Below are 26347 nucleotides of genomic sequence, written 5' to 3'. Positions count from 1 at the left end.
AGAAATGTTTGACTTGCTCATTTGCTTTTTTGATAGTGTGTGCTCACTTAAAATTTAACGTTGGCGCTTTGTTTTGTTCAGTTTTCAAAGAGCAATTTTTTTTCGCTTAATCTCTCTTAGCGACTTTAATATCTTAACATTTCATTCTCATGTCGTCAACAACTTTTTTTAAAAAGTTTTTTTCATCTCTTTTTAGAAAGCCTTTATGTTGCAGCAACTTTTATAATATAACAGCGTCCAAATCAATAGTCAATAGGTTTTACGAATAAAATTAACTTTTACCCCTCATCATGGATTAAGCTTCGATAATTTCGTTTTCACCTTCATATAGACAAGGCATTCCTCTTCAGTGCTCACCCTTTTTAACAAACTGAAAAGGAGATTGAATTTCTCGTTCATGGCCCTTTTGATTATGTGATCCATCCTTTCATCCTGAAAATCGGTGAGGATTTCATCCATTTCCCTTTTTAACAGATATTCCAATTCCAGTTTTTCTTTGTCACTAATCAATAAACCGAGCATGGCCTACACCTCCAACAGACATCTTTCCCTAAATATACGATTTTTATCAAGCCTGCCGTGATTTTTTTTGCATAACAAAAATCCGCCCGCATAAATTTGAAGACAAGAGTCTTGGACAAGGGGATGGAATTAATGAAATTTTTCATGGTGCTTCAAGCAAAGAACATCAAATTTTATTCGTTAATTTTACTCACGGCACTGTTTACCGCTTGGTTCCTATTTGTACAAAACATTCTCCACGCTCCTGTTTTTTCTACAGAGGACGGACCAAAAGCGGTTTATAAAGGAGAGAAGAATGTTGCGATCACATTCAATATTGGCTGGGGGGATGAAAAGGCGGAACCGATAATCGAAACTTTAAAGAAGGAGAAAATTAAGTCTGCCACTTTTTTTCTTTCAGGTTCTTGGGCAGAGCGTCATCCTGATATCGTTGCCCAAATCGTAAAAGATGGATATGAAATCGGTATGCTCGGGTACGACTATAAGGATTATTCCGAAATGGAGGATCAAGACATCATTCGGGATATCTCTAAAGCCCAGGAAGCATTTAAAAAGCTGAATGTGAAAAATATAGAGCTTCTCCGGGCACCAACCGGTCATTTTGATAAACGGCTTTTAAAGATCAGTGAAAATTTTGGTTATACCGTAGTTCATTGGAGCATTGATTCAAAGGATTGGACCAATCCAGGCGTGGAACGAATTGTCCAGAATATCAACAAGGCCCAAAAGGGCGATATCATCTTATTGCACGCTTCCGACTCGGCAAAGCAAACGAATAAGGCACTGCCGGAACTGCTGGATGAACTTCGCGCAAAAAATTTGACCTTCGTGAACGTATCAGAGATGATATCCAACTCATCGGCAAGCAGTGAGGAGATCCGCTAAACAGACACTCGACAAAATGCAGAGAACGGCGTACCTATAGGTTCGCCGTTCTTATCTGGAACAGTAAGGTTAGCTGCCTTTCCCCAATTCGCCAGCCTTCACATTATTCCCCTTAGCTTCAGCTTGCTTCCGTGCTCTTTTACCTGCCAATTCCTGTTGGGAACGCTCGATCAATTTGCTTAAAACCAATAATTGATAAGCATTGCAGACCAACAAGGGAAACAGCATGAAGTAAAGCCAGCCTTCATCATTTGAATTTAGAACAGGCAACCACTCCAAAACCGTGAATACGACCATGAAAAACAAAGCGGGGATGAACGATTGTCCGTTCGCTTGCTTCATTTTGAAAAAAGCCGTAACCACCGCTGCAGCCAACACAACCAAGGCCAGCACGATGTAGGAGCTGATCCCTTCCCCTGCTCCGAAGTTAAGATACCGCAGATAAACTAAATCGAATACAACAAAAAGGATGAGTACAATTTGTACGGCATTCCAGAGGTAAGCGCTTTTAAAAATCCCCAGACCGAATCGATGTATCGTTAAATAGGCAAAAAAGCCCGCTTGGCTTATGACACTGAAAATTAATCCAACACCGAACAACCAAATAAAGGTTGAAAGGATGCTACTGACTTCAAAAGAAGAAAAATAAGGCTTGAACTCACCCCATCGAGCCAAGAACCCTACAACTCCCCCAGTTATGCCACCGATAAGCAATGTCGTAAAAAACAATTTAACTAAATTACGGCTGTTCATTGTTTTCCCCCATATATTTCTATTTCATTTCTTTAATTGTACCAACCAAATTTGGAAAAATCCACTTATTCTACCAGGGAATAATATCGCCATTTGGAACCATATTAACAGTAAGAAGGATGAAAGGGGACCTGCGTGTGAAAGTGGGAGTTGCTTTGCTATTTACGTCATTCTTACTCATTTGTTCCGGTTGTGCTCAAAATGGGGCAGGTCAAGATAAGATGGAGTATGAAGAGACAAAGAAAATGGTCGTGGATATCCTGAAGACTGATGATGGAAAAAAAGCCATCCAGGATATTATTTCCGATGATCAAACAAAAGCTGAACTTATTATGGATTCCGATGTCATTAAGAAATCCATTGAAGATATGATCACTTCAGATAAAGGTAAGGAGTTTTGGAAAAAGACTTTTAACGATCCAGAATTTGTGGCCGCTTATGCTAAAGCTCTAGAAGATGAACATAAGAAGATATTGAAGGACTTAACGAAAGATCCGCAGTACCGTGGAATGCTCATGGAAATATTAAAGGAACCCGATTTGGAAAAAGAAATGAATAAACTATTGAAAACGAAGGAAATGCGTTCCGTATACAAAGAATTGATTATCGAAACCATGGATAGTCCACTCGTTCAAGCGAAGCTGCAGGAAAGATTGGATAAAGCAGCTACAAAAGCTGCGGAAAAGGAAACTAAAGGCGAAGAAAAAGATAAGAAGGATAAGGAATGACATAATAAGGCTGATTCCAATTTTGGAATCAGCCTTTATTTTTTTATTGAAGCTTTTCAATGACCTTCTTGGCGATATCCTCATAAATCCTGCCTAGCCTATGGTCTGCTGCGTAAATGGATGGGGCGAAGTCCTCTTCATTCCAATCCGGCTGCTGCAGGGGAAGTTGTCCCAAAACCTCTGTTCGGAGTTCTTCAGCAAGCTTCGCGCCGCCTCCTTTACCGAATACATATTCTTTTTCGCCAGTCGTTTTACTTTCAAAGAATGACATATTCTCAATGACTCCAATGACTTCATGCTCTGTCTTGATGGCCATCGCACCGGCTCTTGCAGCAACGAAGGCTGCAGTTGGATGCGGTGTCGTCACGATGATTTCCTTACAGGAAGGCAGCATCGTATGGACGTCCAAAGCAACATCACCCGTACCTGGCGGCAAGTCGAGCACTAAATAGTCCAACTCTCCCCACTCCACTTCATTGAAGAAACTGTTCAGCATTTTGCCAAGCATTGGGCCTCTCCAGATGATTGGTGCATTATCTTCGACAAAAAAGCCCATCGAGATTACTTGAACGCCAAACCGTTCAACCGGGATGATTCTCTCCCCGCGAACGACAGGTCGTTTTGTAATTCCCATCATATCAGGTACGCTAAATCCATAGATATCAGCATCAACGAGACCGACCTTTTTCCCTAAACGAGCAAGTGAAGTAGCGAAATTCACTGAAATCGTCGATTTTCCGACTCCGCCTTTACCACTGGCAATTGCAATGAATTGCGTCTTGCTGTTTGGTCCAAGTAAGCCTTGGTCCCCTTCATCCTGCGGTATATTTTCACGGTGTTTAGCTAGCTCATCTTCTGAAAGCTCCGTGAAGCGAATTCCTACCGATTCCGCTCCATTCGTTTTCAGCAAGTCCACCACTTCCGTTTGCATTTGCATTTGTTCCGCAGTCCCGGTTTTCGCAATCGCAAGTTTAACGCTTACATGATTCTTTTCTGGTTTTATCTTGATTTCGATAATCCCATTTGTTTCTTCAAGGCTTTTATGTAGAAAAGGGTCTTTAAGATCCTTTAGTAAATTCAATACTTTCTCTTCTGTGAACAAGTCGAGCACCCCTTTGTATTCGTTTTATTTTCCCATTTCAGTATATCATATTCCGGAAAGAAAGCTTATCATCTGCCCTATTTCGATGAACGGCGCATTGGCCCATAGTAAAAAGGCCTTGCACCCCACAAGACCCCGACCTCATTCTTCATCCGCTAGCTTCTCCTCTGTAAAATAACGTAAAATCCCCATATAAATCGAGCTGGCAATCTTTTCTTGATACTTATCACTAATAAGGCGTCCCCTTTCCTCATCATTGGAAAGAAAGCCTATTTCCACGAGTGCTCCCGGCTTCTTCGCATAATTCATTAAATAAACATGGTTGATCGTTTTTGCATCTCGCTTTGTATTTTCAAGATTTCTTATGATTTCAGTCTGAATGAATTTAGCCACTTGTTCATTTTCCTCATATCGCTTCGTATAAAAGGTTTGGGCACCCTTCGATGACGCTGATGGAAAAGAATTCAAATGGATGCTTAAAAATAAGTCCGCTTCCGAATCATTGATCATTTCAACTCTGTTCCGCAGGTCCTCCTGTTTTCGCTGCCGGATTCCCTTCGTATTTCTTTGAGCCAGATCCTCGTCCTTCTCACGGGTCATGATGACAAGGGCTCCCTGCTCCTGCAAATAGTCGCGGACTTTCAATGAAACGGAAAGGGCAATTTCCTTTTCCATTACCTCTTGTACATTCGCTCCGCCATCCATTCCTCCATGACCGGCATCAAGGACGATTACCTTACCTGCCAGGGGAAGGTTCCAGGAGTCCCATGAATCATCTTCAACAAATTTAAACGTTACAATTAAAAAAAGGACAAACAAACCCATGGCGATACCCGTATATTTCAGCTTTCTACGCATGACCGTTCCCCTTCCATGATCCCTATAATTAAAAGGTATGGGACAAACCATGGAATTAGAACAATTAGTGCAATTTCATTTTATAACGTTTTTCACCAGTCTTGAAGCCATCCAGCCACCACTCGCCGACAAACCCCTCACAGCAATAAAATAGTCCCTCATCGAAGGCGTTATTCGCTGTAACCTCCCGCCAATACAAAATAAAGTTGAACAGGGTATCGATCAAGAACTTTTCTTCCTTAAAGCATCTTGCCCTTACATCATCCTCCGACTCACCGTAATACCCAAACTTGCTGTAATTCGCCCCTAATAAAAAGGCTTCGATGGCAACATCAAAGTAGCCTTCCTCCAAAACTTCCATAAAATCCTGGCCGAAGTAGCGCTGGATCCGCCCCTTCATGTCTTCGATTGAAAGCTCCCTTAGTAACCTGCGCTCGAACTTCAATTGCCTTTCCCTCTGCATCTCCTGTAAACCCAATATTACAGCCATATTTCACCTCCGGGGCTTATCCCCTTATCCCAAATTATTTCCCAAGACATAATTTAGTTTTTGCGTTCTTAATCGAACCATTCATTGATTCCATTGGCAAAAATTAATGAGGATAATTTACTAACGCAGAGAATCGACATTCATGAATACTTATTGGCAAATGACTTAATTGCATCTTGTCCATAAGTTGCTCCCTACCGCCTTTATGCGGGACTAAAGATAAACTGTTCAGTCTCTTTTGTAAGGAAGCTTCATTCGGACAGGAAGCTGCCCAGGGCGCCAAGGACCACCTCGAGAAGCAAACCAATCAGCTTGCACCGGCATCCATCCCTATCTAATAAAGTGATGGAAACGGAATGCCCCCCCAATCCCATTTAAGCTTCTCTCCCGGACCGCCCCTTGAAAAACGATCAAAGTCAAACAATCTCAAACTGTGGGCAATTGGAGCTGTATTTTAATTCTTACGAAAAGATCGAGACTTCCGCTTATATATAAGTTCAGAAGACCCCAGATGCATGAGTTGGCCGATTTATTCCCGGGTTGTTTAGAAAACAGCGTAAAAAACGAGTCGAGCGCTAAATATGCGAGTAATGTGCTGAAGCTTGCGAGCAAAGCAGCTATACTCACGAGTAAGGAACTCACGCTCAGTCGCAAAGCTTGAAGGACGGACCAGCTCTGGATAAGGGGAAGCTCATAAACTGCGGGCAATATAATTAGATTTACCTACAGAAAAAAGCGCAGTCAAGATGACTGCGCTTCTTATCATGATCTGTTATATCAGAGGACAAGCTCAGGGAGCTTCCCGAGCTTGTCCTTTGTTCCATTCATTTTAAAAAGGTGTTTGTTTCCCCCTCTTATATCTGTCTCGCTCTCTGCTTTATGCGGCCTGCAAGCGGCACGACGATGATACCGGCCAGGACGACCTGCATCACGTTACCTGGGATGGAGCCAAAAGGCTGAATCCAGTTGCCATAGAGGATGACTTCGACGAAGTAGTAGCCGACGATTTTAATGATGAGTGCAACGGCAACGGCCAAAGTGTATACGACCACTCTTTTGCCCGGTACTTTTTCGGCTATGAAGCCGGCTAGAAACCCCATAGTACCGACAATGATGAATGTGAATGGCGCCCACGCTGCCCAGCCGGAGAAAAGATCGAAGAGGGCCATCCCGAAGGCTCCTGCTATCGCCCCGGTTTTTTTGCCGTAAACGAGTGCCGCTATAAACAGCGGAACGTTACCAAGGTGGATAAGGCCGCCGTTACCCATTATCGGGAGCTTAATATTGATGAACATTGTAGCTACAAGCGTCAATGCGATGAAAAGTGCGTTGATGACCAAGGTCCTTGTTTTAGTCGTTTCTACCGATGAGTATGCTGAATTCATGTGAAGTCCTCTTTCTGTTTTTTAAGTATTATCATACTCCTAAACAGAAAGTTAATAAATATGGATTTTACAAATAATTCAGTTTTACACAAATAAACTCAGGTGTAAACATATGGATTATGAAGATCGCCACCATCTGAACCGCGACAGCAGCAGCAAATTTAAATATCATAAGTGGCACATTTTTTAAGATTTGGTTTTGGGATGTATATTATTTTGGATTTACGCAGAGCAGGAAGCAATTGTCGATTTCGCTTTTGTTTTCGCGATAATTAACTCCATTTCAGCAAGATTATCTACTTTTTAATATTTCTGCACCGCACATTTCCGGGCAAAAAAAGACCCCCAACCAAAATGGCTGAGAGTCTTTTGAAACGGTAATGGAATTAACGTTTTGAGAACTGAGGTGCACGACGTGCGCCTTTAAGACCGTATTTTTTACGCTCTTTCATACGTGGGTCACGAGTTAGTAAACCAGCAGTTTTAAGAGACGGACGGTATTCTGGATCAACTTGAAGCAATGCACGAGCGATACCGTGACGGATTGCTCCAGCTTGACCAGTGTATCCTCCACCGCTAACATTTACTAGAATGTCGTAATTTCCAGTAGTTTCAGTTGCAACTAGTGGTTGGTTAACAACTTCACGCAATGCTGCGAAAGGAATATATTCATTAATGTCACGACCGTTAATAACGATGCGACCTTCGCCTGGTACTAAACGTACACGAGCTACTGAGCTCTTACGGCGACCAGTACCATAATATTGAACTTGTGCCAAGATAGTAACCTCCTTAGTAATTATCCGCGTAATTCGTATACTTCTGGTTGTTGAGCAGCGTGTGGGTGCTCAGCTCCAGCGTATACGTGTAATTTTTTGTAGATTTGACGTCCAAGAGAATTCTTTGGAAGCATACCTTTGATAGCAAGTTCAAGCATTCTCTCAGGGTAGTTTGTACGCATTTCAAGAGCAGTTCTAGTTTTAAGACCGCCTGGATGCATAGTGTGACGGTAATAAATTTTGTCAGTCAATTTTTTACCAGTCAGGTGGATTTTTTCAACATTGATTAAAATTACATGATCACCAGTGTCAATGTTCGGTGTAAAAGTTGGTTTATGTTTACCACGTAAGATGGATGCTACTTCAGTAGAAAGGCGACCCAAAGTTTTGCCTTCAGCGTCAATCACATACCATTTACGTTCTACTTCATTAGCTTTCGCCATAAATGTCGTACGCATGGTTAACCTCCTAAAAAACTTTTTAATTTTTTATATTTATTTTCAATCACAATAAACTTCCGGGGCTTATCGTGGGATTAAAATACATACCATATTATATTAACTTCTCCCAGATTCATTGTCAAGGGGATGTTACACTAGGATAAGTTGTCTATAAAACATTCGCTGCAACTCGATGAAAAGGACAATAAGGCGCAAAGCCGCTGCCATTACTGAGTTTCTCGGATTTGCCAGTTGTAAACAAACTGGAATTACATCAAAAATATTTTATTTGTAAAAAACTTTCCATAAATACAACCCTTGGGCTGGAGCCGTTTTCCCTGCAAAGCTGCGGTCTTTTTGGTTCAATATCCCGATTATATCCTGAGGGTCAATCTTGCCGCTGCCGACATCCAGGAGCGTCCCAACCAAAATACGCACCATATTATACAAAAAGCCTTCCCCGACGAAGCGAAAAACCAAGTAGCACCCGTTCTCTTCAAAATCGATTTCATCTATGGTCCGGACTTTATCGACCACTTCCGTCTTTGCCGAACAAAAACTCGTGAAGTCATGTGTCCCGATTAGATGGGAAGCTGCTTCCTTCATCTTCAGCTCATCCAAGGAATAAGGAAAATGATAGGCGTAGTTCCGCTTAAACGGATCCCGCAGTTTGGAGCGGTCTATGATGTAACGGTATTCTTTCCCCGTCGTATGGAACCTCGCATGAAAATCGTCGGGAACGATATCGACTTTGAGCACGACAATGTCGTTCGGGAGCAGGGCGCTGAACGCTTTTACCCAATTTTCAGTAGGGAACGTAAGGGGTGAATCAAAATGAATGACCTGCCCCTTTGCATGGACCCCTGAATCTGTCCTGCCCGAAGCAGTCACTTTTATCATTGTACCTTTGTGCATTTGCGCTAAGACGGCCTCGAATTCACTTTGAATCGTGCGCTTCTCAGGCTGTACCTGATAGCCGGCGAATTCCGTGCCGTCATACGCAAGCACGCATTTATATTTTGGCATTGTTCTCTTCCTTATTATGAACGTAATAAAACCAACATAACCGTAAGAAGTCCTAGCGAGACCATCAAAAGGCTATCACTTGTCTTCCAACTCAATTGGCGGTATTTCGTGCGCCCTTCCCCGCCGCGGTATCCCCTGGATTCCATGGCGGTTGCCAATTCCTCAGCCCTCTTGAACGAACTCACAAATAAAGGAACAAGCAGCGGTACGATCGATTTAACCCTTTCCTTGATTGGACCTGAAGAAAAATCGACGCCCCTTGCCGTTTGGGCCTTCATGATTTTTTCCGTCTCCTCCATCAGCGTTGGGATGAAGCGAAGGGCAATGGACATCATCAATGCCAGCTCATGAACCGGCATTTTCCACTTTTTCAAAGGCCCCAACAGCTCCTCCATCCCATCGGTGATTGATATCGGTGTTGTCGTCAGCGTTAATAATGACGTAACAAGGATCAGTAAAGTAAATCTTATCGATATGAACAAACCTTGAATCAGACCGCCTTCATAGATTTCAAACCATCCGTATTCAAACAGCAATTCTCCTTCTTTCGTAAACAGGATATGAAGCAGGAATGTGAATACGATCAAGAAGAAGATGGGCTTCAACCCATTATACAGATAGCGGAGCGGGATCTTCGAAATGCTGATCAACAGGATGGTGAATACTGCAAGCAGGCCATAGGAAAAGAAATTATTAGCCAAAAACACGACACAGACAAACAGGAAGACGAGGAGCAATTTAGCCCGGGGATCCATCTTGTGCAACAGGGAATTGGCAGGGACATAACGCCCGATGATCATTTTATCAAGCATCAGCGGTTCCCCCGTTTCATCGCTTTATCTATTTCAATCGCCAAATCGCCAATATTAAGACAAGGATGATCAAACCGGACTCCGAGTTCTTTCTGAAGCTTCAGCTGAAAACGGACGGTATCCGGCACATCAAGGCCAAGGTCGAGCAGTTGCTCCGGATCGGAGAAGATCTCCTGTGGAGTGCCCTTTTTGAATACTGTGCCTTGGTGCATGATGATGATGTCATCGGCATACTTGGCGGCATCCTCCATGCTATGTGTGACGAGAATGGTCGAGATGCCCTCACGCTTATGAAGCTCATAAAACATGTCCATGATTTCTTTGCGTCCTCGCGGGTCTAATCCCGCCGTTGGTTCATCCAGCACCAATACCTCTGGCTCCATTGCAAGTACACCCGCTATGGCCACACGGCGCATCTGGCCACCAGATAAGTCAAAGGGTGACTTATCAAGGATTTCCTCACTCAAACCAACCTGCCCAATGGCCTTCCTTGCCAGTTGTTTCGCGTCGTTTTCGGACACGCCAAAATTCATTGGCCCGAAGCATATATCCTTTTCCACCGTTTCATCGAAAAGCTGATGTTCCGGGAACTGAAAAACGATTCCAACCTTTTGTCTGATCGGACGCAATGCCTTTTCTTTCTTTCCGGCCTCGATCGTACGGTCCCCGATTATAACCCGCCCCTTCGTCGGTTTTAAAAGGGCGTTCAAATGCTGAAGGAGCGTCGATTTACCGGAACCTGTATGCCCGATGATTGCGGTATAGGTACCCTGCTCCATAGAAATATTGACATCATGTAGGGCCAGATGTTCAAAAGGAGTATTCACCTGATAGCGATATTCTACATCATCGAGTGTAATTCGCATAAATCCTTCACCAACTCTTCCTCTGTCAAATGCCCATCAACCACACGGACACCATTCTTTTGTAACTCTTTCGTCAGCTTCACTGAAAAGGGAATATCGAGACCAAGGGCAATCAATTCTTCCTCTAATTCAAAAATATCCTGAGGTGTTCCTTCACGATATAACCGGCCTTGGTTCATGACGATCATTCGATCAGCTTTGGCAGCTTCCTCAAGATCATGGGTGATTGATATGACGGTAATTTCATTTTCCTGCTTTAATTCCCTGACTGTTTCAAGCACTTCTTCACGGCCTCTTGGGTCAAGCATGGAGGTTGCTTCATCTAAGATGATGATATCTGGCTGCAGGGCTATTACACCTGCTATGGCCACCCTTTGCTTTTGACCGCCGGATAGATGGTGCGGCTCTTGATTAAGAAAGGCATTCATTTTAACCTTATTTAACGCACCATGAACACGCTCCATCATAACCTGCTGAGAAACACCAGCGTTTTCTAAACCAAAAGCCACATCATCCTGAACTGTCGTGCCTACAAATTGATTATCTGGATTTTGAAAAACCATGCCGATCTTCCGGCGTACATCCCATACCGATTCTTCAGTCAATAGTTGATCATTGATTGTAATCGTACCAGAGTTAGCGAACTGAAGACCATTCAATAGTTTCGCTAATGTCGACTTGCCGGAACCATTATGTCCGACAATCGCAAGCCACTCCCCCTGATGAATATCAAATGAAACATCATCCAAGGCATTTCGAGACTGACCCTCATATTTAAAAATGATATTCCTTAAAGAAACCAGCTTCTTCCTCATGTGGCCCTCCTCATACTCGACTGCACTCATCTAAACTAAACTCTGCAAAATCAACGATAACAAGCGTTGACAAACACAGTCAATACTTCTGAAAATATAAAAAAACGCTGCACCCCTTCCACCGAAAGAATTTTCGGTAAATTAAGAGCAGCTTAGTGCGGGCCTGTTACGAAAAACAGGGTATCTTATAATCGCTTATCATAAGCGGGAAGGGATGCTTGAGCTAGACGTGAAGGCTCCCTTCATAAAAGGTTCCGCCAGCCATCGTAACACTCAATGCGAATTTCTAAAAAACAGAATTTCTATTATAAATAAAGAAAAAGGGCATAGAACAAGTGAGTATATTCATTTGTCCCGCCCTTTTTCATCGTTGTTATTAAACTAATTCAATAACCACGACTGGTGCACCGTCACCGCGGCGTGGACCAACTTTCATGATACGAGTGTATCCACCTTGACGTTCTTCATAACGTGGAGCAACGTCACTGAATAATTTTTGAAGGGCATCTGTGCCTTTCTCAGCGTCAGCGATTTCGTTACGGATGAATGCTGCAGCTTGACGGCGTGCATGCAAGTCACCACGTTTACCAAGAGTGATCATTTTATCTACTACAGAACGTAATTCCTTTGCACGTGCTTCAGTAGTTTCAATGCGCTCATGGATAATAAGATCCGTAGCTAAATCACGAAGTAATGCTTTACGTTGTGCGCTAGTGCGTCCTAACTTTCTGTAACCCATTAGAGATTCCCTCCTTTGTTGAAGTTCTATATTGTGTGTCTAAAACAAGGCTCACAACATAATGGATGATTCCGCCATGTTATCAGTCGTCTTTACGAAGACCTAAGCCTAATTCCTCTAGCTTCGCTTTCACTTCTTCAAGTGATTTGCGTCCTAGATTACGTACTTTCATCATATCTTCTTCCGTTTTATGAGCTAGCTCTTGAACGGTATTGATTCCAGCACGCTTCAAGCAGTTGTAAGAACGAACAGAAAGGTCTAATTCTTCGATCGTCATCTCAAGAACTTTTTCTTTTTGATCTTCTTCTTTTTCAACCATGATTTCAGCATTTTGAGCTTCATCGGTCAAACCGACAAAAATATTCAAATGCTCTGTTAAAATCTTAGCTCCAAGTGCTACCGCTTCTTGCGGACCAGTACTGCCATCAGTCCAAACATCGAACGTTAACTTGTCAAAGTTAGACAACTGTCCTACACGTGTATTTTCAACTTGGAAAGATACGCGTGAAACCGGAGTGTAAAGAGCATCGATTGGAATGACACCAATTGGCTGATCTTCTCTCTTGTTTTGAACAGCAGGAGTGTAGCCGCGGCCGCGACGTGCAGATAAACGCATACGCATATGACCGTTTTTACCAATTGTAGCAATATATAAATCCGGATTAAGAATTTCTACATCACTATCATGAGTGATATCAGCAGCCGTGATGACCCCGTCACCTTGAACGTCAATTTCCAGCGTCTTCTCTTCATCAGAGTAAATCTTAAGAGCTAGTTTCTTCACATTAAGAATGATAGATGTTACATCTTCCACGACGCCTTCAATTGTTGAGAACTCATGTAGCACTCCATCAATTTGTATAGCTGTGACAGCAGCACCTGGGAGTGAGGATAAAAGAATACGACGTAAGGAGTTACCCAATGTAGTACCATACCCACGCTCTAGTGGCTCTACGACGAATTTACCGAATTTGGTATCGTCGTTGATTTCAACCGTTTCGATTTTTGGTTTTTCTATTTCGATCATCAATAAACCCTCCTTCAAAACGTCAAAACCCCGGCAAGTAAACTAAGTCACTTAAGCCGAAATTCCCCATGTATACGTTCCCGCTGTGCGCAACAACTGAAAATTAATCCTCTGTAAGAACGCAAACTCAGTATTATATCCCATTATTGACAGGAATACAAAATCTATACAGAAAAATTAAACACGGCGACGTTTTGGTGGACGGCATCCGTTATGTGGAACTGGAGTTACATCTTTAATTGCAGTTACTTCTAGGCCAGCAGCTTGAAGCGCACGAATAGCAGCCTCACGTCCAGCACCAGGTCCTTTAACTGTAACTTCAAGAGTTTTCATACCATGTTCAATTGATGTTTTAGCAGCCGTTTCAGCAGCCATCTGTGCAGCGAATGGAGTGGATTTACGAGATCCACGGAATCCTAGAGCTCCAGCACTTGACCATGAAATAGCATTACCATGAGAGTCAGTGATCGTAACGATAGTGTTATTGAAAGTTGAACGAATATGTGCAATACCAGTTTCTATATTCTTTTTCACACGACGTTTACGTGTATTAGTTTTACGTGCCATGAAAAGTAACCTCCTTTACTAATTATTTTTTCTTGTTAGCTACTGTACGACGAGGTCCTTTACGCGTACGAGCATTGTTTTTTGTGTTTTGACCGCGAACAGGAAGACCACGACGGTGACGTAAACCACGGTAAGAACCGATTTCCATTAAACGTTTGATGTTTAGGGAGATTTCACGACGAAGGTCGCCTTCTACTTTAAGCTTGTCAATGATATCACGAATTTTGTTCAATTCGTCTTCCGTTAAGTCACGAACGCGAGTTTCTTCAGAAACGCCTGCTTCTGCAAGAACTTTCATCGCTGTTTGTTTTCCAATACCATATATATATGTTAATGAGATAACAATACGTTTGTCACGGGGAATATCTACTCCAGCAATACGTGCCATGCTTGAGTGCACCTCCTTCTATTTAGCCTTGTTTTTGTTTATGTTTAGGGTTTTCGCAAATAACCATAACTTTACCTTTTCTGCGGATAACTTTACACTTTTCGCAGATTGGTTTGACTGATGGTCTGACTTTCATTGCTATCTAACCTCCTTATACAGATCGGAGCGTAACCGGGATCATTTGAACCGGTATGTGATTCTGCCGCGAGTTAGATCATACGGGGAAAGCTCAACCGTAACTTTATCTCCAGGCAAAATGCGAATAAAGTGCATACGAATTTTACCGGATACATGAGCTAAAACAGTATGACCATTTTCTAATTCTACCTTAAACATTGCATTTGGCAAAGTCTCTTGTACTGTGCCTTCTACTTCAATTACATCATCTTTCGCCATTAAAGTGATTCTCCCTTCTCTATGCGTGAACCTATAAAAGGTACACATCTTTCCGTCAACATTACTACAGTCCAATTATCCTCATAAGTCTTAAAATTCTGCATCAAGTATTCACCATTTTGTAGAACCAGGCTTTAACTGAGGACCTTATCAGTTGGACCGAAATGAGGGTTTTATGCGTCCTCATGTAAGTCTTGACCGATTCCGTGACCGACATACTCTCGAAATAGAGAAGCAATTAGTCTCGACATAGGTTTGAATAGCATGGGAGATGTTTGAAAGGCGCACGCCTGACATAGCTTCTTTCAACTCTCTATATCACGACTCTTTAGGAATCCCAATAGAGTCACTGCATTTCTTCATCAATTTTGCCGACCGGATATGTCCATGAAGATCACTTAGAAAGTAATCGCCCAATTCAGGGAATACCAAGTACAAGAACCTGATTAATAAATGTGCGAATGCTCTCGCGAAATCCATTATACCCTTTGTAATAAAGGAATGCACCAAGTTTAGATAGTAAGTTGTAAAATTGGTATGAATTTCATAAATCAATCCAGACGATTAATTTTGCAAAGCACCAAGTAACACATCAATGTTTTCAAATACCTTATTAATATCTTGCTGTCCGTTAATGTTGACCAAGTACCCTTTTTCTCCGTAGAAATCAAGAAGTGGCTTGGTTTGTTTCAAATTCACATCTAAGCGATTTTGAACCGTTGCCTCATTATCGTCGGCACGTTGATATAATTCTCCGCCGCAGCGGTCGCATACATCATCTTTTGCTGGAGGATTGAATACAAGGTGATATGTCGCACCACAAGACTTGCAAATACGACGGCCTGTCAATCTTTCCATCAAGATGCTTTTATCCACATCGATATTAATGACAAAATTTATTTTGCGATCTAAATCAGTAAGGATGCCCTCAAGTGCCTCTGCTTGCGCCACGGTACGTGGAAATCCGTCAAGCAAAAATCCCTTAAGGCAGTCCTCCTTGCTTAAACGCTCACGTACAATGCCAATGGTAACTTCATCAGGTACCAATTCGCCTTTGTCCATGAATGATTTCGCCTTCAGACCTAATTCTGTTCCATCTTTTATAGCTGTTCGGAACATATCTCCAGTAGAGATATGAGGGATATTATATTTTTCTACGATTTGTTCAGCTTGAGTGCCCTTACCAGCACCCGGCAGACCCATTAAAACTAGATTCAAAATTTTCTTCCCCCTCAAACTCTATAATGGGTAAAGGGAACAAGTCGTTCCCAAAACTCATTACTTTATAAAGCCTTTATAGTGTCTCTTCACAAGCTGTGATTCAAGCTGCTTCATCGTATCAAGGGCAACCCCGACGACGATCAGCAAACTTGTGCCGCCAATCTGTGCAGATTGAGGCAGGTCAGCGAGCTTGATGAAGAATACCGGCAGAACGGCTATGATGGCTAAGAATATAGAGCCTACAAACGTTAAACGGTATAAAACACGTGTTAAATATTCTTGAGTACTCTTACCTGGGCGAATCCCCGGCACATAGCCGCCTTGCTTTTTCAAATTCTCAGCCATTTGTTCAGGATTGACCTGAATGAATGCATAAAAATACGCAAAAGCAATGATAAGAGCGACATATATAACCATTCCAACAGGATGGGTATATGTCAGATTTTCTGTAATCCAGCTAGTCACGCTGTTCTTTCCAAAGAAAGAAGCGATTGTAGTTGGAGTGATCAGAAATGCCATTGCAAAGATTACCGGAATAACCCCCGCAGCATTTACTTTCAATGGTAAATGAGTAGACTGGCCACCCATTTGTGTACGACCTGCCGCAGCACGTTTTGCATACTGAATAGGTATTTTACGTAATGCCTGCTGAATGAAGATGACAGCAACCACGATTGCTAATACTGCTAATACAATGAGGACAATCGATATGATTCGTAAGAATAATTGATCTCCGGCATTTTCGAATTGCTGTGCGTAAATCTGGTTTGCCGTATTTGGCAAGCTAGCAACGATACCAGCAAAGATTATGATGGAAATCCCATTACCCACACCCTTAGCAGTGATCAGCTCCCCTAACCACAAAAGAAAAGCTGTTCCTGCCGTCAAGACAGTTGCAATAAGCAAGTATGTTGCTATCCCAGGATTTTCAATCAACTGGCCATTTGACATATTATTGAACCCGTAAGACATACCCAAAGCTTGGATGAATCCTAGGATAATAGTGAAATAACGAGTGAATTGAGCTAATTTACGGCGCCCTGCTTCCCCTTGCTTAGACCATTCAGCGAACTTAGGAACGACGTCCATCTGTAATAGCTGAACGATGATGGATGCCGTGATATAAGGCATGATCCCCATCGCTAAGATTGAAAAGTTTTGCAGCGCCCCGCCGCCAAAGGTATTTAGAAGACCGATGACGCTCAGCTGGTCCTGTTGAGCAAGAAAATCGGCATTCACATGCGGTACAGGTATAAATGTACCGATGCGATAGACGATTAACATGAGAAGGGTAAAAATAATCTTGTTCCTTATTTCACCCACGCGCATAAAATTGGAGATCGTGCGAAACATTAGATCACCTCTGTTTTACCGCCAGCAGCTTCGATAGCTTCTTTTGCAGTAGAAGAGAATTTGTGAGCTTTAACAGTAAGCTTTTTCTCAATGTTTCCTTTGGCAAGAATTTTGATTCCTGCTTTTTCTTTACTTACAACTCCAGACTCAAGTAAAAGAGCTGGTGTTACTTCAGTACCGTCTTCGAAAAGATTTAACGTATCAAGATTCACGATAGCATAGTCTTTACGGTTAACGTTGGTAAATCCACGTTTAGGCAAACGTCTGAATAGAGGAGTTTGACCCCCTTCAAATCCAAGGCGTACACCGCCGCCTGAGCGAGCGTTTTGTCCTTTGTGTCCTTTACCTGCTGTTTTACCGTTACCAGATCCAATACCGCGACCTTTACGTTTACGTTCTTTACGAGAACCTTCTGCAGCTTTTAACTCATGAAGTTTCATGTTGGCACCTCCTTGTTAAGATAAAAATTATTTTATTGTTCTTTTACAGTAACAAGATGAGCAACTTTGGTAATCATACCGCGAATCGCAGGGTTATCTTCATGAATAACCGTTTGATGCATTTTGCGTAAACCCAAAGTGTTAACTGTAACACGTTGATCTTCAGGACGACCAATCAAGCTGCGAGTGAGGGTAATTTCTAATTTATTAGCCATAATTCGATTTCCCTCCTTATCCTAACAGTTCTTGTACTGATTTACCACGTAACTTAGCTACGTCTTCAGCACGTTTCAATTGCTTCAATCCTTCGATTGTTGCGCGAACCATATTAATAGGTGTATTAGTACCTAATGATTTAGACAAGATATCGCTAACTCCGCCTAATTCAAGTACCGCACGAACAGGACCACCAGCAATTACTCCTGTACCTTCAGAAGCTGGTTTCAATAGAATGTGACCTGCGCCATAGCGACCGTTCACAAGGTGAGGAATTGTAGTTCCAACCATTGGTACAGTAATTAGATTTTTCTTAGCATCCTCAATAGCTTTACGGATTGCATCCGGAACTTCTTGAGCTTTACCAGTACCAAATCCAACATGACCATTTTTATCACCAACAACAACTAGTGCAGTGAAACGGAAACGACGTCCGCCTTTAACAACTTTAGCTACACGATTTACTGTAACTACGCGTTCTTCAAGTTCTAATTTATTAGGATCAATGCTACGCATCTGTTATGTCCCTCCTTATCCATTAAAATTCTAAGCCGTTTTCACGAGCAGCGTCAGCCAATGCTTTAACACGACCATGGAAGAGGTAACCACCGCGGTCAAATACCACAGCTTTGAAACCTTTTTCAACAGCACGTTTCGCAATAAGTTCGCCAACTTTTTGAGCTGCTTCAGCATTGCTACTAGCTTCGATACCGATCTCTTTATCAAGAGTTGAAGCACTTGCTAATGTTACGCCTTTTGCATCGTCAATTAATTGTGCGTAAATGTGTTTGTTTGAACGAAACACATTTAAACGAGGACGAGCTTCTGTTCCAGAAAGCTTAGCACGTACACGCGCATGTCTTTTCTGACGAGTAGCATTTTTATCAAGCTTCGTAATCATTTACGTCACTCCTTTCGTTTACTTATGCGGCATTACTTACCAGTTTTACCTTCTTTACGACGAACGAATTCGCCTTCGTAACGGATTCCTTTACCTTTATACGGCTCAGGTGGGCGAACATCACGGATATTAGCTGCAAGAGCTCCTACACGTTCTTTGCTTGCACCTTTGATGATTACTTTCGTATTAGAAGGAACTTCGACTTCAACGCCAGCTTCTGGCTCTATTTCTACAGGGTGTGAGTATCCTACGTTAAGGATAAGCTTGTTACCTTGCTTTTGTGCACGGTACCCGACCCCGATAAGTTCAAGTGATTTTACGAAACCTGTAGATACACCTTCAACCATGTTGGAGATTAATGCGCGAGTAGTACCGTGTAAAGAACGGTGAGCCTTCTCGTCAGACGGACGTGTTACAGTCAACACGTTCTCCTCAACAGCGATTGTAAGGTCAGGACTGAATGATCTAGTTAATTCACCTTTAGGTCCTTTAACAGTTACATCACTTCCGTTAATAGTAACTGTTACGCCTGCAGGGATTTCAATAGGTTTTTTACCTATACGAGACATATTGTGCACCTCCATTCTTGTGAAAATGTATTACCAAACGTATGCTAAAACTTCTCCGCCAACTTGTTTAGAGCGAGCTTCCTTGTCTGTTAAAACTCCGTGAGAAGTAGAAACAATTGCGATACCTAAACCATTTAGAACGCGTGGAACCTCTCCAGTTTTTGCATATACACGCAAACCAGGTTTGCTGATACGTTTCAGACCAGTGATAACACGTTCGTTGTTTGCACCGTATTTTAAGAAGATACGGATGATACCTTGTTTGTTGTCTTCGATTAATTCAAAGTCACGTACGAAGCCTTCACGCTTTAAGATCTCAGCAATTTCTTGTTTGATCTTTGAAGCAGGAACTTCTAGTTTTTCGTGACGAACCATATTCGCATTACGGATGCGAGTAAGCATATCTGCAATAGGATCTGTCATGACCATTTTATTTTACCTCCTTCCCAAACTCGGGTTTTACCAGCTAGCTTTTTTAACGCCAGGAATTTGTCCTTTATATGCAAGTTCGCGGAAACAAATACGACAAAGTTTAAATTTACGTAATACTGAATGTGGACGTCCGCAACGTTCGCAACGTGTATATTCTTGTACTTTAAACTTCTGTTCGCGTTTTTGCTTTACGATCATAGACTTTTTAGCCACGATTTCGCCTCCCTTTATTTAGAGATTACTTTACTTTTGGAACGGCATTCCAACTTGAGTAAGTAGTTCACGAGCTTCTTCGTCAGTGTTGGCAGTCGTTACGATAACGATATCCATACCACGAACTTTGCTCACTTTATCGTAATCAATCTCAGGGAAGATAAGTTGTTCTTTAACACCTAATGTATAGTTCCCACGTCCGTCAAAGGATTTCTTTGAAACGCCGCGGAAATCACGTACACGTGGTAAAGATACAGATACTAGCTTATCAAGGAATTGATACATACGCTCTCCACGTAATGTAACTTTCGCTCCGATAGGCATACCTTCACGCAAACGGAAGCCTGCGATTGATTTTTTTGCTTTTGTTACAACAGGTTTTTGACCAGTGATCAATGTAAGCTCTTCAACAGCTGTATCTAAAGCTTTAGAGTTAGATACTGCGTCACCCACACCCATGTTAATAACGATTTTCTCAATGTTTGGTACTTGCATTACTGATTGATAGTTGAATTTACCCATCAACGATGGTGTAATTTCACTTTTGAATTTTTCTTTAAGGCGGCTCATTGCTTAGTGTACCTCCCTTCATTTATGACTTATTTATCTAAAGATTCACCTGATATTTTAGCTACGCGTACTTTTTTACCATTTTCGATCTTATATCCAACACGAGTCGGTTTACCTGATTTTGGATCAAGTGGCATAACATTGGATACGTGAATAGCAGCTTCTCTGCTGATAATTCCACCTTGTGGATTAAGTTGAGATGGCTTGGAATGCTTTTTCACGATGTTAATTCCTTCAACAAGCACACGATTTTGTTTCGGATATGCTGCAAGAATTGTTCCTTGTTTGCCTTTGTCCTTACCAGAGATGACTACGACTTTGTCACCTTTTTTAACATGCATTAGCTTGGCACCTCCTTGAAAGGCTTTATACAAATTTTACATATTATAGAACTTCTGGAGCAAGAGAAACGATCTTCATGAAGCTATTGTCACGTAATTCACGAGCAACAGGTCCAAAAATACGAGTTCCACGTGGGCTCTTATCGTCACGGATAATTACACATGCGTTTTCATCAAAACGAATGTAAGAACCGTCAGGACGACGCATACCACGTTTTGTACGGACAACAACAGCCTTAACGACTTCACCTTTTTTAACAACGCCTCCTGGTGTTGCCTGTTTAACTGTACAAACGATGATATCACCGATGTTTGCAGTTTTACGGCCAGAACCACCTAGGACTTTAATTGTTAGCACTTCACGAGCACCTGAATTGTCAGCGACTTTTAAACGAGATTCTTGTTGAATCATGTACGGTACCTCCCTTCGGAATTAGCTTAATCCGAACTATATTAAATGATTACTGCTTTTTCTACTACTTCTACAAGACGGAAGCGTTTCGTAGCTGAAAGTGGACGAGTTTCCATGATACGTACTACGTCGCCTGCTTTAGCTTCGTTTAGCTCGTCATGAGCTTTTAACTTTTTAGAGTATTTCACGCGTTTACCGTATAAAGAATGCTTTTTATAGGTTTCTACAACAACTGTAACTGTTTTATCCATTTTATCGGATACTACGCGGCCAGTGTAGATTTTGCGTTGGTTGCGTTCGCTCATTCTGCAAACCTCCATTCATTATCGATTAGTGACACCGATCTCTCTTTGACGAACAACTGTTTTCATACGAGCAATCGATTTGCGAACTTCACGGATGCGAGCTGTATTTTCAAGTTGTCCAGTAGCTAACTGGAAACGAAGATTAAATAGTTCTTCTTTAAGAGATTTTAGTTTTTGTTCAATTTCAGCAGTGGTTAGATCTTTGATTTCATTAGCTTTCATTTGTTTCACCACCAATTTCCTCTCTTTTTACAAACTTACATTTGATTGGAAGTTTGTGTGCTGCAAGGCGCAATGCTTCTCTTGCCACCTCTTCAGATACACCAGAGATTTCAAACAATACTTTGCCCGGTTTAACAACTGCTACCCAACCTTCAGGAGCACCTTTACCGGAACCCATCCGTACTTCTAGCGGCTTAGCTGTGTAAGGTTTGCTTGGGAAGATCTTGATCCAAACTTTTCCTCCACGTTTCATATAACGAGTCATCGCAATACGAGCTGCTTCGATTTGGCGGTTAGTGATCCAGGAAGCTTCTTGAGCTTGAAGTCCAAATTCTCCGAAGTGAACTTCAGTGCCGCCCTTAGCCATCCCTCTCATCTTACCGCGGTGTTCACGACGGTATTTTACGCGTTTTGGCAATAACATATTATTTTCCTCCTTCCTCAGATTTCTTCTTAGTAGGAAGAACTTCTCCACGGTAGATCCAAACTTTCACGCCTAGCTTACCGTAAGTAGTATCTGCTTCAGCATGAGCATAGTCTATGTCAGCACGAAGTGTGTGAAGTGGAACTGTTCCTTCGCTGTAATGTTCAGCACGAGCAATATCAGCACCGCCAAGACGACCAGAAACTTGAGTTTTGATTCCTTTAGCGCCAGAACGCATTGTGCGTTGGATAGCTTGCTTCTGAGCACGACGGAATGAAACACGGTTTTCTAATTGACGAGCGATGTTTTCAGCAACCAATTTTGCGTCAAGATCTGCTCTTTTAATTTCGATGATATTGATATGAACTCTTTTGCCAGTCAACTGGTTCAAAGCTTTACGAAGTGCTTCGACCTCAGTACCGCCTTTACCGATAACCATTCCTGGTTTAGCAGTGTGGACAGATACGTTGATACGGTTTGCTGCACGTTCGATTTCAACTTTGGACACTGAAGCATCGTTTAAGCGTTTCGCGATATATTCACGAACTTTGATGTCTTCATGCAAAAGAACTGCGTAGTCTTTATCAGCGTACCATTTGGATTCCCAGTCACGGATTATCCCGATACGCATACCGATTGGATTTACCTTTTGACCCACAGATTACCCCTCCTTCTTTTCTGATACAACGATTGTAATATGACTAGTACGTTTGTTGATTGCACTCGCACGACCTTGAGCGCGAGGACGGAAACGTTTTAATGTTGGTCCTTCGTTAACGTATGCCTCTGAAACGACTAGGTTATTAATATCCATTTCGTAGTTATGTTCTGCATTTGCGATAGCAGATTTCAGAATTTTTTCTACGACTGGAGAAGCAGATTTTGGTGTTAAGCGAAGAATCGCAACTGCTTCACCTACTTGTTTTCCTCGAATTAAATCTGCGACTAAACGCACTTTACGAGGAGCAATACGAACTGTTTTAGCGACAGCTTTAGCTTGCATGAGATGCCCTCCTCTCATTAACGTCTTGTTTTCTTGTCATCACTTGCGTGACCTTTATAAGTGCGTGTAGGCGCGAATTCGCCTAGTTTGTGTCCTACCATATCTTCTGTTACATAAACCGGCACATGCTTACGACCGTCATAAACAGCGATTGTATGTCCGATGAATTGCGGGAAGATTGTTGAGCGACGAGACCAAGTTTTAACTACCTGTTTCTTGTCAGCTTCATTTAACTTTTCAACTTTTACCAATAAATGATCATCAACAAAAGGCCCTTTTTTTAAGCTACGACCCATGCGAGTACCTCCCTTCGTGACTGTTCTACGGTTCGATTTATGAACCGTAGCTCAATCCCGTTATTTTTTACGACGACGTACGATAAATTTATCGGATTTGTTTTTCTTTTTACGTGTTTTGAATCCAAGAGTCGGTTTGCCCCATGGAGACATTGGTGATTTACGTCCGATTGGCGCTTTACCTTCACCACCACCGTGCGGGTGATCATTCGGGTTCATTACTGATCCACGAACTGTTGGTCGTTTACCTAACCAACGGTTACGTCCAGCTTTACCAATGTTGATAAGTTCATGTTGTTCGTTACCAACTTGACCGATTGAAGCACGGCAAGTAGCAAGAATCATACGAACCTCACCTGAGTTTAAACGTACAAGTACATAACGGCCTTCTTTACCAAGCACTTGTGCAGATGTACCTGCTGAACGGACTAATTGTCCACCCTTACCTGGTTTAAGCTCGATGTTATGGATTACTGTACCAACTGGGATGTTAATAAGAGGAAGAGCGTTACCCACTTTAATGTCAGCTTCTGGACCTGACATGATTTCCAAACCTACTTCTAGGTTTTTCGGAGCTAGGATATAACGTTTTTCTCCATCAACGTAATTAATTAATGCAATGTTTGCAGAACGATTTGGATCGTACTCAATAGTAGCAACGCGTCCTGGTATACCATCTTTATTCCGTTTGAAATCGATGATACGGTATTGACGCTTGTGGCCGCCACCTTGATGACGAACTGTTAACTTACCTTGGTTATTACGGCCGCCTTTGCTGTGTAAAGGAGCAAGTAATGATTTTTCCGGTTTGTCTGTAGTGATCTCAGCAAAATCGGAAGTTGTCATATTACGTCGACCGTTAGAGGTAGGTTTATACTTCTTAATCGCCATTTGTATTTCCCTCCTTCTCTAATGAATTAAGCCTCGAATAGCTCGATTTCTTTGCTGTCAGCAGTTAATTTAACAATAGCTTTACGGCGCTTGTTAGTATAGCCTGCGTGTTTGCCCATGCGTTTGAATTTACCTTTGTAGTTCATGATGTTAACTTTCTCAACTTTAACGCCGAAGATTTCTTGAACAGCATCTTTAACTTGAGTTTTGTTAGCTCTAACATCAACTTCAAATGTATATTTTTTTTCAGCCATTACGTCTGAAGAGCGTTCAGTGATTACGGGGCGCTTAATGATATCGCGTGCATCCATTATGCAAGCACCTCCTCTACTTTTTCGACAGCTGATTTAGTCAAGATCAATTTGTTGTGTGATACAACATCAAGAACATTAAGACCAACAGCTTCCACTACAGTAACACCAGGGATGTTACGTGCAGAAAGAGCAACTTTCTCATCTAAACCGTCAGTAACGATCAACGTTTTAGTATCAACGGAAAGGTTTTTAAGTACAGCTACAAATTCTTTTGTTTTTGGAGCTTCGAAAGACAAGCTTTCAAGTACCAAAATGTTTTCTTCCAATGCCTTTGCAGACAATGCAGATTTAATAGCTAAACGACGAACCTTTTTAGGCAATTTGTAAGCGTAAGATCTTGGAGTTGGTCCAAAAACAACGCCACCGCCACGCCATTGTGGAGAACGGATAGAACCTTGACGCGCACGTCCAGTTCCTTTTTGTTTCCAAGGTTTGCGTCCACCGCCTGCAACTTCAGAACGGTTTTTAACTTTGTGAGTTCCTTGACGTAAGGAAGCTCGTTGCATGATGATTGCTTCAAATAATACATGATTATTAGGTTCGATACCAAAGATGGATTCATTCAGCTCGATGTCGCCAACTTGTGAACCTGTTTGGTTGAACAATGTAACTTTTGGCATTCTATTGCTCCTCCTTTCTTAGAAATTACTTTGCTTTAACAGCAGTTTTAACTTTGATCAACGCTTTTCTAGCACCTGGTACATTACCTTTGATCAATAGTAGGTTACGTTCAACATCAACCTTAACGATAGCTAAGTTTTGAACAGTAATTTGTTCCCCACCCATACGTCCTGGTAATAATTTACCTTTGAATACGCGGTTTGGAGCTACAGGACCCATTGAACCTGGGCGACGGTGGTAACGTGAACCGTGAGACATTGGTCCGCGAGATTGTCCATGACGCTTGATAGAGCCTTGGAAACCTTTACCTTTTGAGATTCCTGATACATCTACTAAATCGCCTTCAGCGAAAATACTTACATTGACTTCTTGACCGATCTCATATTCAGTAAGATCCGTTCCGCGGAATTCGCGAATGAAGCGCTTAGGAGTAGTATTTGCTTTTTCAACATGTCCCTTTTCAGGTTTGTTAGAAAGCTTTTCACGTTTGTTTTCAAAACCAACTTGAACTGCTTCATAGCCATCAGTTTCAACAGTTTTCTTTTGAAGAACCACGTTGTTAGGAGCTTCGATAACTGTTACCGGGATAAGTTCACCGTTTTCAGCAAAAACTTGAGTCATACCGATTTTTCTTCCTAAGATTCCTTTGGTCATAAGTCACACCTCCTAGAGTAATTGTTCATATTTATATGAATTATAATTTGATTTCGATGTCAACGCCTGACGGTAAATCTAAACGCATCAATGAATCAACTGTTTGTGGAGTTGGGTTAACGATGTCGATTAGACGTTTATGCGTACGCATTTCGAATTGTTCACGAGAATCTTTGTATTTATGAACCGCACGTAGGATCGTGTAAACCGATCTTTCAGTAGGTAATGGAATCGGACCAGATACAGCCGCACCAGAACGTTTTGCAGTTTCAACAATTTTCTCAGCAGATTGATCAAGGATTCTGTGATCATATGCTTTTAAACGGATACGAATCTTTTGTTTTGCCATAATTTTCCCTCCTTTTCGCCTA

At 42.0% G+C, this 26347-nt stretch carries 44 protein-coding genes; 2 read left to right on the top strand and 42 right to left on the bottom strand.

Annotated elements, in window-relative coordinates; genetic code table 11:
- Positions 1-288: 288 nt before the first annotated feature.
- Positions 289-522, bottom strand: a complete 234-nt coding sequence (locus tag AS888_RS05180) for a hypothetical protein (protein WP_061141122.1) — start codon at positions 520-522, stop codon at positions 289-291.
- Positions 523-654: 132 nt separating this feature from the next.
- Here AS888_RS05180 and pdaB point away from each other — a divergent pair, with 132 nt between their 5' ends.
- On the top strand, positions 655-1407 hold the full coding sequence (pdaB, locus tag AS888_RS05175) for a polysaccharide deacetylase family sporulation protein PdaB (protein ID WP_061141121.1): 753 nt from the start codon (positions 655-657) through the stop codon (positions 1405-1407).
- A 69-nt stretch (positions 1408-1476) separates the two neighbouring features.
- On the opposite strand, the gene AS888_RS05170 is transcribed toward pdaB, so the two are convergent.
- Positions 1477-2160: a KinB-signaling pathway activation protein gene (locus tag AS888_RS05170; RefSeq protein WP_061141120.1), complete on the bottom strand. Its 684-nt coding sequence runs from the start codon at positions 2158-2160 to the stop codon at positions 1477-1479.
- 137 nt (positions 2161-2297) lie between these two features.
- Between AS888_RS05170 and gerD the strand changes: the two genes are divergently transcribed.
- Complete coding sequence (gerD, locus tag AS888_RS05165) at positions 2298-2888, top strand: spore germination lipoprotein GerD (RefSeq protein ID WP_061141119.1); 591 nt, start codon at positions 2298-2300, stop codon at positions 2886-2888.
- 43 nt (positions 2889-2931) lie between these two features.
- Here the strand turns inward: gerD and AS888_RS05160 are convergent, their stop codons facing one another.
- From AS888_RS05160 to rpsJ, 40 genes are all read right to left on the bottom strand, one after another.
- Positions 2932-3990: an Mrp/NBP35 family ATP-binding protein gene (locus tag AS888_RS05160; RefSeq protein WP_061141118.1), complete on the bottom strand. Its 1059-nt coding sequence runs from the start codon at positions 3988-3990 to the stop codon at positions 2932-2934.
- 141 nt (positions 3991-4131) lie between these two features.
- The gene (gene cwlD, locus AS888_RS05155; RefSeq protein ID WP_061141117.1) at positions 4132-4848 is read right to left on the bottom strand and encodes an N-acetylmuramoyl-L-alanine amidase CwlD; all 717 of its coding nucleotides are present in this window, start codon (positions 4846-4848) and stop codon (positions 4132-4134) included.
- A 64-nt stretch (positions 4849-4912) separates the two neighbouring features.
- A complete protein-coding gene (locus tag AS888_RS05150) occupies positions 4913-5338 on the bottom strand; it encodes a DUF2521 family protein (protein WP_061141116.1) in 426 nt (141 codons plus the stop codon).
- Positions 5339-5589: 251 nt separating this feature from the next.
- On the bottom strand, positions 5590-5712 hold the full coding sequence (locus AS888_RS26675) for a hypothetical protein (RefSeq protein ID WP_260320121.1): 123 nt from the start codon (positions 5710-5712) through the stop codon (positions 5590-5592).
- 480 nt (positions 5713-6192) lie between these two features.
- On the bottom strand, positions 6193-6723 hold the full coding sequence (locus tag AS888_RS05145) for an ECF transporter S component (protein ID WP_061141115.1): 531 nt from the start codon (positions 6721-6723) through the stop codon (positions 6193-6195).
- A 386-nt stretch (positions 6724-7109) separates the two neighbouring features.
- Positions 7110-7502 carry a 30S ribosomal protein S9 gene (rpsI, locus tag AS888_RS05140; RefSeq protein WP_057915234.1) on the bottom strand — a complete coding sequence of 131 codons (393 nt, stop codon included), beginning with the start codon at positions 7500-7502 and terminating at the stop codon, positions 7110-7112.
- Between the two features lie 20 nt (positions 7503-7522).
- The gene (gene rplM, locus AS888_RS05135) at positions 7523-7960 is read right to left on the bottom strand and encodes a 50S ribosomal protein L13 (RefSeq protein ID WP_034304960.1); all 438 of its coding nucleotides are present in this window, start codon (positions 7958-7960) and stop codon (positions 7523-7525) included.
- Between the two features lie 267 nt (positions 7961-8227).
- The gene (gene truA / locus AS888_RS05130) at positions 8228-8968 is read right to left on the bottom strand and encodes a tRNA pseudouridine(38-40) synthase TruA (RefSeq protein ID WP_061141114.1); all 741 of its coding nucleotides are present in this window, start codon (positions 8966-8968) and stop codon (positions 8228-8230) included.
- A gap of 14 nt (positions 8969-8982) precedes the next feature.
- Positions 8983-9780, bottom strand: a complete 798-nt coding sequence (locus AS888_RS05125; protein WP_061141113.1) for an energy-coupling factor transporter transmembrane component T family protein — start codon at positions 9778-9780, stop codon at positions 8983-8985.
- Positions 9780-10646, bottom strand: coding sequence for an energy-coupling factor ABC transporter ATP-binding protein (locus tag AS888_RS05120; protein ID WP_061141112.1), 867 nt, complete (start codon positions 10644-10646; stop codon positions 9780-9782). The genes AS888_RS05125 and AS888_RS05120 overlap by 1 nt, the downstream gene beginning before the upstream one ends.
- Positions 10622-11461, bottom strand: coding sequence for an energy-coupling factor ABC transporter ATP-binding protein (locus AS888_RS05115; protein ID WP_061141111.1), 840 nt, complete (start codon positions 11459-11461; stop codon positions 10622-10624). The genes AS888_RS05120 and AS888_RS05115 overlap by 25 nt, the downstream gene beginning before the upstream one ends.
- A gap of 376 nt (positions 11462-11837) precedes the next feature.
- Positions 11838-12200, bottom strand: a complete 363-nt coding sequence (gene rplQ, locus AS888_RS05110) for a 50S ribosomal protein L17 (RefSeq protein ID WP_057915229.1) — start codon at positions 12198-12200, stop codon at positions 11838-11840.
- Between the two features lie 82 nt (positions 12201-12282).
- Positions 12283-13227, bottom strand: coding sequence for a DNA-directed RNA polymerase subunit alpha (locus AS888_RS05105; protein WP_053349049.1), 945 nt, complete (start codon positions 13225-13227; stop codon positions 12283-12285).
- Positions 13228-13404: 177 nt separating this feature from the next.
- Positions 13405-13794, bottom strand: coding sequence for a 30S ribosomal protein S11 (gene rpsK / locus AS888_RS05100; protein WP_028390438.1), 390 nt, complete (start codon positions 13792-13794; stop codon positions 13405-13407).
- A 22-nt stretch (positions 13795-13816) separates the two neighbouring features.
- Positions 13817-14182, bottom strand: coding sequence for a 30S ribosomal protein S13 (gene rpsM / locus AS888_RS05095; RefSeq protein WP_057915228.1), 366 nt, complete (start codon positions 14180-14182; stop codon positions 13817-13819).
- A 22-nt stretch (positions 14183-14204) separates the two neighbouring features.
- The gene (gene rpmJ, locus AS888_RS05090; RefSeq protein ID WP_003156543.1) at positions 14205-14318 is read right to left on the bottom strand and encodes a 50S ribosomal protein L36; all 114 of its coding nucleotides are present in this window, start codon (positions 14316-14318) and stop codon (positions 14205-14207) included.
- Positions 14319-14359: 41 nt separating this feature from the next.
- Positions 14360-14578, bottom strand: coding sequence for a translation initiation factor IF-1 (gene infA / locus AS888_RS05085; RefSeq protein WP_028390440.1), 219 nt, complete (start codon positions 14576-14578; stop codon positions 14360-14362).
- 564 nt (positions 14579-15142) lie between these two features.
- A complete protein-coding gene (locus tag AS888_RS05080) occupies positions 15143-15796 on the bottom strand; it encodes an adenylate kinase (protein ID WP_061141110.1) in 654 nt (217 codons plus the stop codon).
- Positions 15797-15856: 60 nt separating this feature from the next.
- Positions 15857-17152 (bottom strand): preprotein translocase subunit SecY, encoded by a 1296-nt coding sequence (gene secY, locus AS888_RS05075; protein WP_061141109.1) that lies wholly within the window; start codon positions 17150-17152, stop codon positions 15857-15859.
- The gene (gene rplO / locus AS888_RS05070; protein WP_061141108.1) at positions 17152-17592 is read right to left on the bottom strand and encodes a 50S ribosomal protein L15; all 441 of its coding nucleotides are present in this window, start codon (positions 17590-17592) and stop codon (positions 17152-17154) included. The genes secY and rplO overlap by 1 nt, the downstream gene beginning before the upstream one ends.
- A gap of 32 nt (positions 17593-17624) precedes the next feature.
- Positions 17625-17807: a 50S ribosomal protein L30 gene (rpmD, locus tag AS888_RS05065; RefSeq protein ID WP_057915223.1), complete on the bottom strand. Its 183-nt coding sequence runs from the start codon at positions 17805-17807 to the stop codon at positions 17625-17627.
- Positions 17808-17823: 16 nt separating this feature from the next.
- The gene (rpsE, locus tag AS888_RS05060) at positions 17824-18324 is read right to left on the bottom strand and encodes a 30S ribosomal protein S5 (RefSeq protein ID WP_034304987.1); all 501 of its coding nucleotides are present in this window, start codon (positions 18322-18324) and stop codon (positions 17824-17826) included.
- A 22-nt stretch (positions 18325-18346) separates the two neighbouring features.
- The gene (gene rplR, locus AS888_RS05055; protein ID WP_053349055.1) at positions 18347-18709 is read right to left on the bottom strand and encodes a 50S ribosomal protein L18; all 363 of its coding nucleotides are present in this window, start codon (positions 18707-18709) and stop codon (positions 18347-18349) included.
- 32 nt (positions 18710-18741) lie between these two features.
- Positions 18742-19278, bottom strand: coding sequence for a 50S ribosomal protein L6 (rplF, locus tag AS888_RS05050; RefSeq protein WP_061141107.1), 537 nt, complete (start codon positions 19276-19278; stop codon positions 18742-18744).
- A 30-nt stretch (positions 19279-19308) separates the two neighbouring features.
- A complete protein-coding gene (gene rpsH, locus AS888_RS05045) occupies positions 19309-19707 on the bottom strand; it encodes a 30S ribosomal protein S8 (RefSeq protein WP_061141106.1) in 399 nt (132 codons plus the stop codon).
- A 30-nt stretch (positions 19708-19737) separates the two neighbouring features.
- Positions 19738-19923, bottom strand: a complete 186-nt coding sequence (locus AS888_RS05040) for a type Z 30S ribosomal protein S14 (RefSeq protein ID WP_034304998.1) — start codon at positions 19921-19923, stop codon at positions 19738-19740.
- Positions 19924-19953: 30 nt separating this feature from the next.
- Complete coding sequence (gene rplE, locus AS888_RS05035) at positions 19954-20493, bottom strand: 50S ribosomal protein L5 (protein WP_053349058.1); 540 nt, start codon at positions 20491-20493, stop codon at positions 19954-19956.
- A gap of 29 nt (positions 20494-20522) precedes the next feature.
- On the bottom strand, positions 20523-20834 hold the full coding sequence (gene rplX / locus AS888_RS05030; RefSeq protein ID WP_061141105.1) for a 50S ribosomal protein L24: 312 nt from the start codon (positions 20832-20834) through the stop codon (positions 20523-20525).
- A 43-nt stretch (positions 20835-20877) separates the two neighbouring features.
- On the bottom strand, positions 20878-21246 hold the full coding sequence (rplN, locus tag AS888_RS05025; RefSeq protein WP_034305005.1) for a 50S ribosomal protein L14: 369 nt from the start codon (positions 21244-21246) through the stop codon (positions 20878-20880).
- 41 nt (positions 21247-21287) lie between these two features.
- Positions 21288-21551, bottom strand: a complete 264-nt coding sequence (rpsQ, locus tag AS888_RS05020) for a 30S ribosomal protein S17 (RefSeq protein WP_034305007.1) — start codon at positions 21549-21551, stop codon at positions 21288-21290.
- A gap of 18 nt (positions 21552-21569) precedes the next feature.
- Positions 21570-21773, bottom strand: a complete 204-nt coding sequence (gene rpmC / locus AS888_RS05015; RefSeq protein ID WP_034305010.1) for a 50S ribosomal protein L29 — start codon at positions 21771-21773, stop codon at positions 21570-21572.
- Positions 21763-22197, bottom strand: a complete 435-nt coding sequence (gene rplP, locus AS888_RS05010) for a 50S ribosomal protein L16 (RefSeq protein WP_053349061.1) — start codon at positions 22195-22197, stop codon at positions 21763-21765. Before rplP ends, rpmC begins: the two co-directional genes overlap by 11 nt.
- A gap of 1 nt (position 22198) precedes the next feature.
- Entirely contained in the window at positions 22199-22855 is a 657-nt protein-coding gene (gene rpsC / locus AS888_RS05005; RefSeq protein WP_034305014.1) for a 30S ribosomal protein S3, read from the bottom strand.
- Between the two features lie 3 nt (positions 22856-22858).
- Positions 22859-23200 (bottom strand): 50S ribosomal protein L22, encoded by a 342-nt coding sequence (gene rplV, locus AS888_RS05000; RefSeq protein WP_034305017.1) that lies wholly within the window; start codon positions 23198-23200, stop codon positions 22859-22861.
- Between the two features lie 17 nt (positions 23201-23217).
- A complete protein-coding gene (rpsS, locus tag AS888_RS04995) occupies positions 23218-23496 on the bottom strand; it encodes a 30S ribosomal protein S19 (protein WP_034305018.1) in 279 nt (92 codons plus the stop codon).
- Positions 23497-23556: 60 nt separating this feature from the next.
- Positions 23557-24387, bottom strand: a complete 831-nt coding sequence (rplB, locus tag AS888_RS04990) for a 50S ribosomal protein L2 (protein WP_057915218.1) — start codon at positions 24385-24387, stop codon at positions 23557-23559.
- Positions 24388-24413: 26 nt separating this feature from the next.
- Positions 24414-24698 carry a 50S ribosomal protein L23 gene (gene rplW, locus AS888_RS04985; RefSeq protein WP_057915217.1) on the bottom strand — a complete coding sequence of 95 codons (285 nt, stop codon included), beginning with the start codon at positions 24696-24698 and terminating at the stop codon, positions 24414-24416.
- Complete coding sequence (gene rplD, locus AS888_RS04980) at positions 24698-25321, bottom strand: 50S ribosomal protein L4 (protein ID WP_061141104.1); 624 nt, start codon at positions 25319-25321, stop codon at positions 24698-24700. The genes rplW and rplD overlap by 1 nt, the downstream gene beginning before the upstream one ends.
- Positions 25322-25346: 25 nt before the next feature.
- Positions 25347-25976, bottom strand: coding sequence for a 50S ribosomal protein L3 (gene rplC, locus AS888_RS04975; RefSeq protein ID WP_061141103.1), 630 nt, complete (start codon positions 25974-25976; stop codon positions 25347-25349).
- A 40-nt stretch (positions 25977-26016) separates the two neighbouring features.
- Positions 26017-26325 carry a 30S ribosomal protein S10 gene (gene rpsJ / locus AS888_RS04970; RefSeq protein ID WP_019244375.1) on the bottom strand — a complete coding sequence of 103 codons (309 nt, stop codon included), beginning with the start codon at positions 26323-26325 and terminating at the stop codon, positions 26017-26019.
- Positions 26326-26347: the final 22 nt, after the last annotated feature.

This window comes from Peribacillus simplex (assembly GCF_001542915.1).
GTDB classification, from domain to species: Bacteria; Bacillota; Bacilli; order Bacillales; family DSM-1321; genus Peribacillus; species Peribacillus simplex_B.
This window is presented reverse-complemented; position numbering and strand designations above follow the sequence as displayed.